General features: G+C 63.9%; 15 protein-coding genes. 7 read left to right on the forward strand and 8 right to left on the reverse strand.

Annotated elements, in window-relative coordinates; all coding sequences use genetic code 11:
- Positions 1 to 82: 82 nt before the first annotated feature.
- Positions 83 to 790, reverse strand: a complete 708-nt coding sequence (locus BLS48_RS16600) for an LssY C-terminal domain-containing protein (protein ID WP_091579243.1) — start codon at positions 788 to 790, stop codon at positions 83 to 85.
- Positions 791 to 900: 110 nt separating this feature from the next.
- Here BLS48_RS16600 and BLS48_RS16605 point away from each other — a divergent pair, with 110 nt between their 5' ends.
- Positions 901 to 1,611 carry a gamma-glutamylcyclotransferase gene (locus BLS48_RS16605; RefSeq protein WP_091579245.1) on the forward strand — a complete coding sequence of 237 codons (711 nt, stop codon included), beginning with the start codon at positions 901 to 903 and terminating at the stop codon, positions 1,609 to 1,611.
- Positions 1,612 to 1,618: 7 nt separating this feature from the next.
- Here BLS48_RS16605 and BLS48_RS16610 read toward each other — a convergent pair whose 3' ends face one another.
- The 3 genes from BLS48_RS16610 to BLS48_RS16620 form a co-directional block, all read right to left on the reverse strand.
- Entirely contained in the window at positions 1,619 to 2,425 is an 807-nt protein-coding gene (locus BLS48_RS16610; RefSeq protein ID WP_091579247.1) for an extensin-like domain-containing protein, read from the reverse strand.
- 199 nt (positions 2,426 to 2,624) lie between these two features.
- A complete protein-coding gene (locus BLS48_RS16615) occupies positions 2,625 to 3,650 on the reverse strand; it encodes an extensin-like domain-containing protein (RefSeq protein ID WP_167365123.1) in 1,026 nt (341 codons plus the stop codon).
- A gap of 186 nt (positions 3,651 to 3,836) precedes the next feature.
- Positions 3,837 to 4,262: a DUF3775 domain-containing protein gene (locus BLS48_RS16620; RefSeq protein ID WP_091579250.1), complete on the reverse strand. Its 426-nt coding sequence runs from the start codon at positions 4,260 to 4,262 to the stop codon at positions 3,837 to 3,839.
- 144 nt (positions 4,263 to 4,406) lie between these two features.
- On the opposite strand from BLS48_RS16620, the gene BLS48_RS16625 reads away from it, so the two are divergent.
- Both BLS48_RS16625 and greA read left to right on the forward strand, forming a co-directional pair.
- Entirely contained in the window at positions 4,407 to 4,949 is a 543-nt protein-coding gene (locus tag BLS48_RS16625; protein ID WP_091579252.1) for a tetratricopeptide repeat protein, read from the forward strand.
- A gap of 283 nt (positions 4,950 to 5,232) precedes the next feature.
- Entirely contained in the window at positions 5,233 to 5,706 is a 474-nt protein-coding gene (gene greA, locus BLS48_RS16630; RefSeq protein ID WP_091579255.1) for a transcription elongation factor GreA, read from the forward strand.
- Positions 5,707 to 5,790: 84 nt separating this feature from the next.
- On the opposite strand, the gene waaC is transcribed toward greA, so the two are convergent.
- Genes waaC through rfaD form a run of 3 tightly spaced genes read right to left on the reverse strand, consistent with a single transcriptional unit; the run spans position 5,791 to position 8,707 of the window.
- The gene (gene waaC / locus BLS48_RS16635) at positions 5,791 to 6,780 is read right to left on the reverse strand and encodes a lipopolysaccharide heptosyltransferase I (protein ID WP_091579257.1); all 990 of its coding nucleotides are present in this window, start codon (positions 6,778 to 6,780) and stop codon (positions 5,791 to 5,793) included.
- Positions 6,777 to 7,784 carry a lipopolysaccharide heptosyltransferase II gene (waaF, locus tag BLS48_RS16640; protein WP_091579260.1) on the reverse strand — a complete coding sequence of 336 codons (1,008 nt, stop codon included), beginning with the start codon at positions 7,782 to 7,784 and terminating at the stop codon, positions 6,777 to 6,779. The genes waaC and waaF overlap by 4 nt, the downstream gene beginning before the upstream one ends.
- Complete coding sequence (rfaD, locus tag BLS48_RS16645; protein WP_091579263.1) at positions 7,757 to 8,707, reverse strand: ADP-glyceromanno-heptose 6-epimerase; 951 nt, start codon at positions 8,705 to 8,707, stop codon at positions 7,757 to 7,759. Before rfaD ends, waaF begins: the two co-directional genes overlap by 28 nt.
- A gap of 157 nt (positions 8,708 to 8,864) precedes the next feature.
- Here rfaD and BLS48_RS16650 point away from each other — a divergent pair, with 157 nt between their 5' ends.
- The 4 genes from BLS48_RS16650 (at position 8,865) to gmhB (ending at position 12,335) form a co-directional block, all read left to right on the forward strand.
- Entirely contained in the window at positions 8,865 to 9,497 is a 633-nt protein-coding gene (locus BLS48_RS16650) for a LysE family translocator (RefSeq protein WP_091579266.1), read from the forward strand.
- A 121-nt stretch (positions 9,498 to 9,618) separates the two neighbouring features.
- Complete coding sequence (gene rfaE1 / locus BLS48_RS16655) at positions 9,619 to 11,112, forward strand: D-glycero-beta-D-manno-heptose-7-phosphate kinase (RefSeq protein ID WP_091579269.1); 1,494 nt, start codon at positions 9,619 to 9,621, stop codon at positions 11,110 to 11,112.
- Between the two features lie 7 nt (positions 11,113 to 11,119).
- A complete protein-coding gene (locus BLS48_RS16660) occupies positions 11,120 to 11,692 on the forward strand; it encodes a D-sedoheptulose-7-phosphate isomerase (RefSeq protein ID WP_091579271.1) in 573 nt (190 codons plus the stop codon).
- The gene (gene gmhB / locus BLS48_RS16665; RefSeq protein WP_091579274.1) at positions 11,685 to 12,335 is read left to right on the forward strand and encodes a D-glycero-beta-D-manno-heptose 1,7-bisphosphate 7-phosphatase; all 651 of its coding nucleotides are present in this window, start codon (positions 11,685 to 11,687) and stop codon (positions 12,333 to 12,335) included. The genes BLS48_RS16660 and gmhB overlap by 8 nt, the downstream gene beginning before the upstream one ends.
- Before the next feature lie 24 nt (positions 12,336 to 12,359).
- Here gmhB and BLS48_RS16670 read toward each other — a convergent pair whose 3' ends face one another.
- A complete protein-coding gene (locus BLS48_RS16670) occupies positions 12,360 to 13,154 on the reverse strand; it encodes a glycosyltransferase family 2 protein (protein ID WP_091579279.1) in 795 nt (264 codons plus the stop codon).
- Between the last annotated feature and the right edge of the window lie 227 nt (positions 13,155 to 13,381).

The following is a 13,381-nucleotide window of genomic DNA, read 5'->3' on the forward strand; positions in this document are numbered from 1 at the left end:
GAAAATAGACGGTCGGCATTTTTCAAGATCATGACACGGCCATTCAGGCTGCATCGCCAAATCCTGAGGTGGCCGATCGCGTCTACGGCAGCTGCCGCAACATCCCGACCATGGCCTTGCCATCAGTGAAATAGGGATCGTCGCCGCCATTGCGGCCGGTGGTTGTCGCGCCGATGCCTTCCATGTCGCTGGTCGAGATCAGTTCGCCGGCGGCATCCAGGTCGTGCATCAGAAAATCGCGTTCGGCGTCGATGTCGGGGCCGATGTGATGGGTGATGGCGCCGGTGTCATGACTCAGACCAACGCCGCGATCGAAGCTGGCCGAGCCCAGCCACAGCGGCCGGCCGTCGTCGCCGGTCGCGCTGGTCTGCCAGAAGCGGACATGATGACGCCGGTCGGCACTGTCGCCGACCGGCTTTTCGAAGGCGAGATCCTGGGCGCGGCCCTCGAACAGCAGGCGGCTGACCGGCGCGTCGGGATAGGGGCGAGAGAACAGCACGCTTTCGCCGATATCGATCGCGGTCTTCAAGGTCACGGCATCGGCGGTGTCCCAGCCGGCGACGGCAAAGGCATGGACGACCTCCTTCTGGGTGCCGACAAGGCCGACATTGATCGGGTCGCCGGGAATGCCCTGCGGCGTGTGCGTCACCATCTCGAAGCGCTGGTTGCGAAAGCCGCAATCCCGGAATGTCCAGAATTCCGGCGCGGCGAAATAGGCGAGCGCCAGATAGGCGGTGAGCAAGGCCGCCACCCAGATTGTAACGCGTCGCCGAAGGCTTCGTTGGCTCATGAAGGAGGCTCGATCCGTGCGGTATCTGTTGCCTGACCGGCCTTGGAAATCAATGGCCAGGGATGTCCAGCCGGTCTATCGTCCGCCATCGTTTTTGCAGGGGGGCAGGAATGAAGCGGAAGCCGACAGGCCTGAGACCGATGGCCTTGACCGCCGACCTTGTCGCGAGGGTCGAGCGTATCGAACCGGATCCCGGTCCCGAGCCTGGGACAGCCGAACATACCGACGCGGAGTTCGACAGCCTTGTCGAGCAACTCCTGTCGGAACACCGGCCTGACGCGCTGTGGGTCTTTGCCTATGGCTCGCTGATCTGGAATCCCGAATTCGTGCCAGTCGAGCAGCGCCCGGCCACGGCGCCAGGATGGCACCGCTCATTCTGCCTGAAGCTGACACGCTGGCGCGGAACCCGCGATTTGCCGGCCCTGATGCTGGCGCTCGATCGCGGCGGCAGCTGCAACGGCATCGTTTACCGTCTGCCGGCGGAAGACCATTTTGGGCAACTCGGCCAGCTGATGCGCCGCGAGATCGATGCCAACCCGCCAACCAACCTGCCGTGCTGGATCAAGGTCAAGACCAAGGAGGGGCCGCTACGTGCTTTGACTTTCGTCGCCGCGCCGGGCGGCAACGCCTATGCCGGACGGTTGCCGTTGGAGCAGGTTGCGGACACGCTGGCGCGAGCCGCCGGACACTGGGGCTCGTCGGCGCAGTATCTGTTCCGGACTGTCAGCAAGCTGGAGGAAAGCGGTATCCGCGACAGGAATCTCTGGCGCATCCAGGATCTGGTGGCACGGCAAATCATCGCGTCCACTGGTGACGCCTGATCTTTCCCTACCTGCAGGCGCGATAACCGTTCTTGCGGTTCTTGATGTCGAAATGGAAATGGTTGCGGTGGTCGTAATTGTAGCCGGGGCCGAGCACCGTGGTGAAATACTGGCAGCCGTCGGCGCGCACATTGTTGAGGAAGCCACGGGTGCGGAAGGCAAACAGGCCAGGCTTGCGCACGTCGATGTCGTCGCCATTGTTGAGCTCGATGCTCATGACGTCGAGTGCATTACCCTTGCCGTGCTCCGACAGCACGCCTTCGCCCGCGATGTTGCGGCAGGAGTAGCTGGAGCCCTGGTGGATGGTTCTGACGCCGGAGAAATAGCGCCATCGGGCGGAGGGGACGAGTTCGTTCCTGGTCCAGCCGGCGAAGGTGGCGGCCATGTCGCAGGTCAACGTCGCGGCGGGCTTCATCTGGATGTTGCCGATGGCTGAGACCTTTACGGGAAAGTCGATGCCGCACTGGCCTTCATGGATCGGTGCCAGGTCGGTGTAGGCGACGTCGAGGCGCTTCAATTGCTGGCGGCAGTCGGCTTCGCTGGCCGGCATCTGCTCGACCGGCGACATCGGCTCATCCATGCGCGGATAGGCGGCCTGCGTCATGTAGGGATTGGAGGGAACAAGCTTCTGCATGCCAGTGTATTGCGGCACGGCAGCGGTCTGGGAGCCGACGTCGACGGCTGGCTGCAGCGACAGCACGCTGCCGGTGTTGCAGGCCGAAACGGCCGCGAGCGCAAGGCCGGCGGCCACCATCGCCGCAGGTTTCGATTGGCGCGCGGCGGCGAAAAACGCGGCGCGAAATTTGCCGGCCATTGGCGGAATCCTATCCCCGAACCTGATCCCGATCAGGTTCTGCCTTTTGCCTGACCATGGTTTTTTCGAAAACCGGTTCCCGCTTTTCGGGATCATGGTTCAGATGTCCGGCATTTTAACGATCAAGGGTAAAGGAAAACTCAGCGTCGGCGTTCATGCCTGCGGCCGAAATGCGGCACGCGGTTTGCGCCAACAATGTTCACTGGCAGAACGTGCCGCCATGCCGGCGCGGCTCGAGATCGAGATGGAAGTGCAGGGAATGATCGGCGTCGGCGCCCGGCCCCAGCACGGTCTTGAAGGGGCCGCAGGCGGCCTTGCGCACGGCGTTGAGAAATTTGCCTTCCTTCTCGGGCGGCGCCGGACCGACTTCGATCTTCTTGCCATCCGAAAGCGTGAAGCTGGCAATGTCGAGCGCGTTGCCAAAAGCATGCTCCGACGGTTTTCTGGTGCCATTGCGCGGCCGGCAGACAAAGGCCGATGCCTGGCTGACCGATTTCAGGTCGGCGCCGAATTCGGCTTTCGCCGCCGGCTGGACAACATCAGCGGCAAAGTGCGCCGCCGCCTCGGCCATCGGGCAATTGAGCTCGGTGTCAGGCGCTATGGCAATCGACTTGCCGAGTGTCTTCAGCACCAGGGGATAGGGGATCGAGCAGCCGATTTCGGGGCTGCTTTCCGCCTTGTGCTCCTCGAACTCGACGCCGAGCGTGTTCAGCCGCTCCCGGCAGGCGATTTCCTCCTGCGGCATCTTCTCAGCGGGCAGATCGGCCGATCGTGGGTCGGGGAGCATCTTCTTGTCGCCCGCGTCCGCTGGCTTTTGCGGCGGCTGCGGGGCGACGGCCGGCGGCTCAACCTCAGGCTCGGCATTGGCCGGCTTCGGCGTGGGCGTCGGTGCGATGGCTGGCGGCTCTGGCTCACCTTCGCTATCGGCCGTCGGTTCGGGAAGCGCCTGCTTTTCTTGACCGGACTTTTCTCCATTGAGCACGCCGGACGCGCCCGCGGTCTTGGGAGCGTCCGTCTTCTGCACATCCTTCGTTGATGAATCGGCCTTTGCAGCATCCGCCGGGCGCGGTTCGGGCACGGGAATATCGGCGGGCGATGCCACCGGCTCCTGTGTCTTCTGCTGTATCTGGTTCGGCGCGACCTGCCGGTTGCGCCGCGGTTTCAGAGGCCGCGCGGCCCGCGTTTTCAGCGGCTGGTCGACCCGTGGTGTCAGCGGCTGCTCCACCCGCGGTGCCAGTGGCTTGTGATGCCTGTGACGATGTCTGGCGTCGGCCGGCACAATCAGCAGAGCCGTGACGGCCATGACCAGTGCAATCCTGCATGTTCGGGAAAAGACAAGCGACGCCATCGCCGTCAACGGCGCCAACGCTCGGAGGTTGCCTGCACCCCATCACGAACGGTAACCGCGCCGTTACGCGCCGATCGCTTCCAGCCCTTCCTCCAGCCAGTCGGCAAGCAGCGGCATGCCAAGCAGGTATTTCGCCGTGCGCCTGTTGGCGCGCTCACGCGCCGCTGCCAGGGCTTCGGTCCATTCGGAGGCGTCGTAGTCGCCCCGGCCGACCCAGGCGAGCGCGACGAGTTCGGCTGCTTCATCGACATTGAGGTCGTTGATGAGCTCGCGCAACTCTTCCTCGGTGAGGTTTTCCGAACTTTCCTCGGCAAGGCCGTCATGGTGATGGCTGGCATGCGCCTCGCCATCGAGCTCGACCTCGTGTTCGGCGCCATCGGCGTAGTCTTCGTTGACGGCGGCGCTGAGCGCCTTGGCCTTGAGGATGAACAGGCGCACGGTGTCAGGGCCGATCGAAAGCTCCCAGTCCTTTTCAAGCCGCTGCTGCACGGGTCTTCTCCGTCAGGTCGTTTGCCGGATGATAGCGGATTTGCAGCATCCGTCACCTCGTGTTCTCCCTTGCGTGATTTTTCCGGGATGAAACGCAATCCATCCGGCGTTATTGTTCTATTCTCACCCCTCAAGGAGGCTTCGATGCATAAAAGAATGCTCATCCAGGCGGCGAGCGCGCTCGTCGCCCTGCAGTTTCTTGCTGTTCCCGTATTTGCCGCCGGCAGCGGCAGCGGCGGTGGCAGCGACCAGACCACCACCCAGTGCAAAAAGGGGGAGGTCTGGGACAAGAAGAAGCAGAAATGCGTGCCGCCCAAGGAAGGCATGCTGGACGACGACAGCATCTATGATGCCGGACATGCGCTGGCGATGGCCGGCCGCTATGACGAGGCGATCGCCGTGCTCAGCCTCGCCGCCAACAAGCAGGATCCGCGCATCCTCAACTATCTCGGCTATTCGCACCGCCATTCCGGCCGCGTCGCCGTTGGCCTCGGCTATTACGAGGAAGCGTTGCGCATCGATCCCAACTACACGCTGGTGCGCGAATATCTCGGTGAAGCGCATCTGCAGATCGGCGATCTCGCCGGCGCCCAGCAGCAGTTGACGGAGATCGAGAAGCGGTCCGGCAAGGGTTCGCGCGAATACGGCATGCTGGCTGAGCAGATCGACCATTTCATGAGGGGCTGATTCGGCTCCCAGTGCTCCTCGATCCGGCCGCGATTGCTCGCGGCCGGATTTTCGTTGCCGGCCATCCGTGGTACGCATCCGCCGTGACGGCATTTGCGAAAGCAGCGGACGATTTTTTCAAAACTGATTTTTAGGCGTGAAAAACCCGCGAAGATTGCTATATTGTGGGAAATTGCGGTGAAACGGTTCCGTTAGCCCGAGGCTGCCGGACCGTTTTCTTTTTGTACCCATCGACAAGGCTTTCCCCGAAACGCGGGGGTGGCGGCAGGAAAGGTCAGGCATCATGAACAAGGTCCCGATGACAGGCGAGGGGTTCGCGTCATTGAAGGAAGAACTGCGTTGGCGCCAGCAGGAAGAGCGGCCGCGCATCATCGAGGCGATCTCCGAAGCGCGCTCGCATGGCGACCTGTCCGAAAATGCCGAATACCACGCCGCCAAGGAGGCGCAGAGCCTCAATGAAGGCCGCGTCAACGAGCTCGAGGATTTCATCGCGCGGGCCGAGGTGATCGACGTCAGCAAGCTCAGCGGCGACAAGGTCAAGTTCGGTGCCACCGTGGTTCTCGTCGACGAGGACACCGAGGAAAAGAAGACCTACAGGATCGTTGGCGACCAGGAAGCAGACGTGAAGTCAGGCCGCATCTCGATCTCCTCGCCGATCGCGCGGGCGCTCATCGGCAAGGAAGTCGGCGACGCCATCGAGGTCAATGCACCCGGTGGTGCAAGGGGCTACGAGATCGTCCAGGTGCAGTTCATTTAGGGATTGCAAGGGGCAGGATTTGTTCCTGAATTGCGCCATTCCAATCCAGGGATAGCGCTTTTTCCGATTGAATTGATTGATAAATCAATTCTTGCCGGCGTTAGCCTGATCAAGCGCCTCGCACTGCAGCAGCCTCTCCGCTTCCGCCATCACTACCGCTGGCGTCACACGCTCACCGGGTGCGGCCAAAAGCGTCGAGGCATATTGCCCGCGCGGGCCGGTGAGACCTGGCTCGGTCGCCAGGAACACCGCAACCGTCGGCAGGCCGAAGGCGCTGGCAAGGTGGGTCAACCCCGTGTCGGCGCCGATCACCAGCGTCGAATGGCCGATGATCCCGGCAATCTCGGCAAGCGGCGATTTCGGCACCATGATCGTTGATGGTACGGCTTTGGCGATTGCTTCGGCCACGGCCTTTTCACGCTTGTTCGACCATGTGGTGACCGGGGTCATTCCCCTATCAATCAGCAGGCGGGCGATTTCGATCCAGTCGCCGGCCGGCCATTTCTTGTCCTCGCGGCTGGTGCCGTGCAGCAGGAAAGCGGTTCTTCCGCTGATGCCGGCGATGTCGCCGGCCGGTGGTACAATGCCGGAGTCCAGTATCGACAGATCAGGCTGATAGCCGAGCGCCAGCCCGAACAGCCGCCGCGTGCGCTCGATGGCGTGCAGGCCGCGCGGCACGGCGTAGCCGACGTCGTAGAACAAGGCGGCCGAAGGTTCGCGGGCGCTTGACCTGTCGAAGCCGGCAATGGGTGCCGCAGCCTGTCTTGCAACCAGCGCCGATTTCAGCAGGCCTTGCGCGTCGATGACCAGGTCGTAGCGGCATTCGCGCAAGGTGCGGCGCAACAAAGCCGCTTCGCGCCAGGTGCCGCCGCTGAACAAGGCCTTGCGCCAGCGCCTGACGGCGACCGTATGGATTCTGCCGATCTCCGGGTGCAGCGCGACAATGCCTGCGAATGCCTCTTCGACACACCAGTCGAAGGACACGTCCGGCCGGTTCAGGCGGGCATCCTGGACGGCTGGAAAGGTGTGGATGACATCGCCCATCGACGACGTCTTGACGATCAGGACCTTCATGCCGCGGCCGGGATTTCCAGCAGGCGTTCCGCCGCCGCCGCGACTTGTCCGACTTCGAGCGTCCTGAGGCAGTTGAGATGGCCGAGCGGACAGACCTTCTGATGGCAAGGCGAGCAGGAGAGACCGAGCCAGACCAGCTCGCGCCGTTCCGCCAGCGGTGGCGTGTTTTCAGGCGAGGTCGAGCCGTAGACGGCAACGATCGGCGTGCCAACGGCGGCGGCGACGTGCATCAGCCCGCTGTCGTTGGACACCGCCAGCCTTGCCGCCGATATGAGGTCGATGGCGTCCTCCAGCCGCGTCTGGCCGGCAAGGTCGACAACGCCGGGTGCGAGGCCGGCGATCTCCGCCGTCACGTCGCGGTCGTTCTTCGAGCCGAACAGCGCGACCTTGAAGCCCTTGCCCATGAAGTCGCGGGCAAGGCCGGCATAGCTTTCGCTCGGCCAGCGCTTGGCCGGGCCGAACTCGGCACCAGGCATCAGCGCCACGAATTTCTGAGGCGCCAGCCCGAAACGGTCGAGCAAGGCGGCCTGGTTCTTCGCATCCACGGTTAGCCTGGGCGCCCGGAAACTGCCGCCCTGGGCGAGGCCGAAATAGGCCTGCGCGGTGCGTCGTTTGATGCTGTCGGGCAGCGGCACGATGTCGGTCAGCAGGCCATAGCGCATTTCGCGCAAATTGCCGAAACGGCGCGGAATGCGGGCAAAGAACGGGATCAGCGCCGACTTCCAGCTTCCCGGCAGGACATAGGCCATGTCGTACCGGCCACGCAGCAGGCGGCCGAAGCGGCGACGAATGGTGAATTCGAGCGCGCCGGGCTTCAGCGGGAAGTCGATCTGCTGGCGTATTTCGGGCATGCGTTTGACCAGCGGCGCGGCCCAGGCCGGCGCCAGCACATCGATCGCGGCGTTGGGATGAAGCTCTTTCAGCGCCGCGAACAGGCACTGCGCCATCACCATGTCGCCCACCCAGCGTGGGCCGATCACGAGGATCGTTGGGCTTTCAGCCATTCGACATAGTCTCTGACGCCGGTTTCCACTGTTCGAAATTGGCCATTGTAACCGGCCGCGCGCAAACGGGACATATCAGCTTGCGTAAAGCTCTGGTAGCTGCCCTTGAGGTGGTCGGGGAATTGGATGAACTCGATCTCGCCTTTGCCGAGGGTGTCGATGACCGTCTCGGCGATGGCGCGGAAGGGCTGGGCGCGGCCGGTGCCGCAGTTGAAGATGCCGCTCGAGCCGCGTTTCCACAGCCACAGATTGACGTCGGCGACATCGCCGACATGGATGAAGTCGCGGCTTTGCTCGCCCGGGCCGAAGCCATCATAGGCGCCGAACAGTTTCGGGTTCTCGCCGCGCTGGACCTGGTTGAACAGATGGAAGGCGACCGAGGCCATGGCGCCCTTGTGCGCCTCGCGCGGGCCATAGACGTTGAAGTAGCGCAGGCCCGCGACCTGCGAATGATCGGTGTCGAAGACGGTGCGCCTGACATAGTCGTCGAACAGCTTCTTGGAGTAGGCGTAGACATTGAGCGGCCGCTCAAGCGCCGGGTCCTCGCGAAACTCGGAACCGCCGCCGTAGACGGAAGCGGAGGAGGCGTAGAGGAAGGGTACGCGCAACGCCTGGCAGGCGTGCAACAGCCTTTTCGAGAAGGCGTAATTCACCTCCATCATGAACTTGCCGTTCCATTCGGTGGTGGTCGAGCAGGCGCCCTGGTGGAAGACGGCCTCGATGCGGCCGAGTTCGCCGGCCTCGAGACGGGCCAGGAAATCGTCCTTGTCGAGATAGTCGGTGATGCTGAGATCAGCGAGATTGGCGATCTTGTGGCCGTCGGTGAGGTCGTCGACGACCAGGATGTCGTCATGGCCTTCGGCATTGAGCGCGGCGACGATGTTTGAGCCGATCATGCCGGCGCCGCCCGTGACGATGATCATGAAGGCCTCTGGTTGCTTGCGATTCCGGTCCTTATAAGGGACGCCAGCCGGGCTGTCGACAAAGCAGGCGCGAACGCAGGAGTCATCGCCACAGTGGCGCCGCAAAGCTTTCGCTCAGTCGGGACCTGCCGGCTCGGCCGATCGTGAGGGACAAGGAATGCCGTCGACCGAACTGCTCATCGCGTTTTTCGCCACCACGGCGATCTTCGCCTACATCCCCGGCCCGGCGATGCTCTACGCCGCCGCGCAGACGATGGCGCGTGGCCGCTGGTCCGGGCTGACGGCGGCACTCGGCATTCATCTTGGCGGCTACGTGCATGTCGTCGCGGCAGCCGCCGGCTTGTCGGTGCTGTTCCACGCCGTGCCGCCACTCTACATGGCGGTCAAGCTGGTTGGCGCGCTCTATCTGATCTGGCTCGGCATCTCGTTGTTCCGCAAGCGCGCGGAGGGCGATGCGGCGCTGCCCGCGATCGAGCGGAAATCGGCCCGTCGCGCCTTTTTCGAGAGCATCACCGTCGAGGTGCTCAATCCGAAGACAGCGATCTTCTTCATGGCATTCCTGCCGCAGTTCATCGACGCCTCGGCGGCGCTTCCGGTCTGGCTGCAGTTCGTCGTGCTCGGAACCATCGTCAATCTGATGTTCTCATCGGCGGATGTCGTCTGCGTGTTCCTGGCGGGGGCCGTGATCGGCCGGCTGCGGCGTTCCAGCCGCGCACAGCGCCTGATGCAGCGGGCCGGCGGCGCGGTGCTGGTCGGACTCGGCGTCCACGTCGCCTTGCAGAAGAGCTGACGCGGCGAGCCGCCGTTGCGCCGGCTTGAATTGCGGTATATCGGCATCGCCATGAAACGACCGGTCCCGCCAACCGACCCAAACATTCCAGAGACGGGTTTTCCAGCGCGTTGCAGATGACATGATCAAGCACAATCCGCCTTCGCCCGAACCCTTGCACCGCGCCATTGCGCGCTTCGGCGACGTCACCGTCCTGGTGGTGGGTGACCTGATCCTTGACCGTTTCGTCAATGGCGTGATCGAGCGGATTTCACCGGAAGCGCCGATTCCCGTGCTGCACGGGCGCGGCGAAACCTCGGCCATGGGTGGCGCCGGCAATGTCGTGGCCAACATCATCTCGCTTGGGGCGCGTGCCATTCCGGTGTCGGTGATCGGCACCGACACGGCCGGCGACAGCCTGATGCGAATGCTTGGCGAGCTTGGCGCCGACATTGCGGGCCTGGCGCAGGAGCGCGGCCGCATGACGTCGTCGAAGAGCCGGTTCAGCGCGCTCAACCAGCAGGTGCTGCGCTTCGACGAGGAGGAGATCAAGCCGCTCGGCGAAGCGGAGCGGGCAGGCCTGATCGACCATTTCCGTGCCGCACTCACGCGTGCCGACATCGTCATCCTGTCCGACTACGGCAAGGGCATCCTGCTCGACGGTGTCGCCAGCGAACTGATCGCCATCTGCCGAGCGGCGGGCAAGCCGGTGCTGGTCGACCCCAAAGGCCGCGACTATGCGCGCTATGCCGGGGCAACCGCCATCACGCCCAATCGCAAGGAGCTTGGCGAGGCTGTCGGCCATGCGCTGTTTGCCGACGACGAGATCGTGGCGGCGGCCCGCCAGCTGATCTCGGCGCACGGCTTTGACTTCGTCGTCGCGACACGCAGCGAAAAGGGCATGAGCGTGGTCGGCCCAACCGAGGCGCGCCACATCGCCACCCAGGCGCGTGAAGTGTTCGATGTCTCGGGCGCCGGCGACACGGTGATCGCGAGCTTCGCGCTGGCGCTGGCGGCGGGTGCCGATCCCGTCGCCGCGGCCTCGATCGCCAATGCCGCCGGCGGCGTCGTGGTGGGAAAGCGCGGCACCGCCCGGCTGACGGTCGAGGAACTCACCGGCGCGCTGTTCCGCTCGCACGGACCGACCGCTCACAAGGATGCCATCCTCGATGCCACATCGGCCGCGCGCATGGTGGCGGCGTGGAAGGAAGAGGGCCTGAGCGTCGGCTTCACCAATGGCTGCTTTGACATCCTGCATGCCGGCCATGTCAGCCTGCTGCACGCGGCGCGCAGCCAGTGCGACCGGCTGGTGCTCGGCCTCAACAGCGATGCCTCAGTGCGACGGCTCAAAGGGCCGGGGCGGCCGGTCAACGACCAGCATGATCGCGCCTGTGTGCTTGCAGCCCTGGCCTCGGTCGATGCGGTCGTGGTGTTCGAGGAGGACACGCCACTGGCGCTGATCGAAGCCTTGCTGCCCGATATACTGGTCAAGGGCGCCGACTATACGATCGACACCGTGGTCGGCGCCGATGTGGTGCAGAAGGCCGGCGGGCGCGTCGTGCTGGTCGATCTCGTCGCCGGCAAGAGCACCACCGGCACAATCGGCAAACTGCGCGCCGGCGGCACCACGAACTGAGGTTTTCATGTCTGAATTGAACGACTATCTGGTCCGCTCGGCGGCTGCCATCAACGCCATGGTCGAGCGCGACCTGACCAGCGAGATGGAGCGGGCGGTGAGCGCCGTCGTGACGGCTCTGTCGTCGGGGAAAGCCTTCCTGATCTGCGGCAATGGCGGCTCGGCCAGCGATGCCATCCACATCGCCGGCGAACTGGTCGGCCGCTTCCTCAAGGAGCGCAAGGCCTACAATGTCATCGCGCTGCCGGCCAATGCCTCGGTGCTGACCGCCTGGGGCAATGACTATGGCTTCGACACCGTGTTTTCGCGCCAGGTCGAGGCGCATGGCGCGGCGGGCGGCGTGTTGCTGGCGATCTCGACCAGCGGCAATTCGCCAAGCATCCTGGCCGCCGCCGAACAGGCGCGGATGATGGACATGACGGTGATCGGACTGACCGGCGACACCGGCGGCAAGCTCAAGCCGCTGTGCGACATCCTGCTCAACGTGCCGTCGACCTCGACGCCGATCATCCAGCAAGGGCATCTGTGCCTCTATCACCATCTGTGCGAGGTGGTCGAAGCGCGCCTCAGCAATGGCTGACAGATTGGGGACGGCGCACCCGCTGACCGAGCCGGGTGTATGGGTCGAGCGGATCGGCGACCGGGCTTTCCCGGGGCGCCTGCCTGCACTGTTCCTCGACCGCGACGGCACCATCAATGTCGATACCGACTACCCCAGCAACCCGGCCGAGATCGTGCTGCGCGACGATATCGTGCCAGTGATCGCAGCCGCCAACCGGGCCGGCATCCCGGTCGTCGTGGTGACCAACCAGTCCGGCATTGCGCGCGGCTATTTCGGCTGGAATGTCTTCGCCGACGTGAACGGCCGCGTGCTCGAACTGTTGCGCGAGCAGGGCGTGTCCGTCGACATGGTGCTTGCCTGTGCCTACCACGAGGCGGGCGTCGGATCACTCGCCCTTGCCGACCATCCGATGCGCAAGCCCAATCCGGGCATGCTGATCGAGGCGGCGAAGCGCCTCGACCTCGATCTGCGGCGATCCCTGATCGTCGGCGACAAGCTGGCGGACATGCAGGCAGGGCGGCGCGCTGGCCTCGCGCAAGGCTGGCTGGTCGATGGCGAGGCGGCGGTTCAGTCCGGCTTCGCCATCAGGCCCTTGCATGACAGCAGCGACCTCGGCGGCCTGCTTGCCGCCATCGAAACGCTCGTTCAGGCGCCGGAGTAACCGATCAGGGCCCGGCCTGACGGCTCAAGCCGGATCGTTGCCTTGCGAAGCTTCATACAGTTTGGCCTCGGTGGCATAGGAATAAATCATCACCGACATCGAGTAGATGAAGCCATGCCGGCCGCACAGGAAGTAGCGCTTGGCCAGATAGAACTTCAGGAAGTTGCCGAACGGCGACAAGACCAGCCGTACAAGGCCCGGTTTCTTGCCCCTGTCGACCAGTGTCGCAACCTTGAGGCTGGAGTAAGAGTTGGCGCGGGCAAGGTCCTCCTCGATCGATATTTCGCGGCGATGCAGCAAGACACCGCTCTCGATCGTGCTGGTCTCGCCCGGCACGCCGAAGGATTCATGCACCCGCGCGTTGAGATCCATGGTGGCGCCTTCGCGGCGAAAAAGTCGCAGCAGCCTGTTGTGCAGCACCCAGCGATGCGCGTAGCCGTAGCCCTTCAGCCAATCGCGGCGGCGGATGTACCATCCGCCCATGCTGTCGCTCGCTGTCCGCGTTGCGGTGATGATCGACTGCCGCAGCAGGTCGTCGACACGTTCGTCAGGATCGATCGAAAGACACCAGGGCTGGGTGGCGTGGTCGAGCGCGAATTGTCTCTGACGAGGAAAACCCGGCCAGTCATTGTGCAGCAGCCTTATCGGGTAGCCCCTGGCAATGAAGCTTTGCACGCATTCGATGGTGCCGTCCGTCGAACCGGAATCGACGATGATGATCTCGGCGCAGAAGTCGATGCTTTCCAGGCATGGGCCGATCATGTCGGCCTCGTTCACGCAGATGATAAGCGCCGAGACCGGGCTTGCAAATCGAGTCATGGTCCCCTTCCCATGGCGGATTGTCCGCGGAATTCACGCTGCTTGCGCCACCTGTTCTTGCGCAATTCCGGACGGAAAACCGTTACACACTTTTCCTGAAATTGCTTTAGGAAACCAATCAGGCGGCAAGCCGGACAGCGCCATCCAGCCTTCTATATCAGCGTCTGTCGGATACCAACGCGGCGCCGGTGTGGCGAAACGCCGGAATTCACACCGGCTCGCACGCC

Source organism: Mesorhizobium qingshengii (assembly GCF_900103325.1).
GTDB classification, from domain to species: Bacteria; Pseudomonadota; Alphaproteobacteria; order Rhizobiales; family Rhizobiaceae; genus Mesorhizobium; species Mesorhizobium qingshengii.

Bases quoted from the DNA above. Each gene is read 5' to 3' on its own strand.
- BLS48_RS16600 (WP_091579243.1), bottom strand. From the start codon at position 790: ATGAGCCAACGAAGCCTTCGGCGACGCGTTACAATCTGGGTGGCGGCC.
- BLS48_RS16605 (WP_091579245.1), top strand. From the start codon at position 901: ATGAAGCGGAAGCCGACAGGCCTGAGACCGATGGCCTTGACCGCCGAC.
- BLS48_RS16610 (WP_091579247.1), bottom strand. From the start codon at position 2,425: ATGGCCGGCAAATTTCGCGCCGCGTTTTTCGCCGCCGCGCGCCAATCG.
- BLS48_RS16625 (WP_091579252.1), top strand. From the start codon at position 4,407: ATGCATAAAAGAATGCTCATCCAGGCGGCGAGCGCGCTCGTCGCCCTG.
- greA (WP_091579255.1), top strand. From the start codon at position 5,233: ATGAACAAGGTCCCGATGACAGGCGAGGGGTTCGCGTCATTGAAGGAA.
- waaC (WP_091579257.1), bottom strand. From the start codon at position 6,780: ATGAAGGTCCTGATCGTCAAGACGTCGTCGATGGGCGATGTCATCCAC.
- waaF (WP_091579260.1), bottom strand. From the start codon at position 7,784: ATGGCTGAAAGCCCAACGATCCTCGTGATCGGCCCACGCTGGGTGGGC.
- rfaD (WP_091579263.1), bottom strand. From the start codon at position 8,707: ATGATCATCGTCACGGGCGGCGCCGGCATGATCGGCTCAAACATCGTC.
- BLS48_RS16650 (WP_091579266.1), top strand. From the start codon at position 8,865: ATGCCGTCGACCGAACTGCTCATCGCGTTTTTCGCCACCACGGCGATC.
- rfaE1 (WP_091579269.1), top strand. From the start codon at position 9,619: ATGATCAAGCACAATCCGCCTTCGCCCGAACCCTTGCACCGCGCCATT.
- BLS48_RS16660 (WP_091579271.1), top strand. From the start codon at position 11,120: ATGTCTGAATTGAACGACTATCTGGTCCGCTCGGCGGCTGCCATCAAC.
- gmhB (WP_091579274.1), top strand. From the start codon at position 11,685: ATGGCTGACAGATTGGGGACGGCGCACCCGCTGACCGAGCCGGGTGTA.
- BLS48_RS16670 (WP_091579279.1), bottom strand. From the start codon at position 13,154: ATGACTCGATTTGCAAGCCCGGTCTCGGCGCTTATCATCTGCGTGAAC.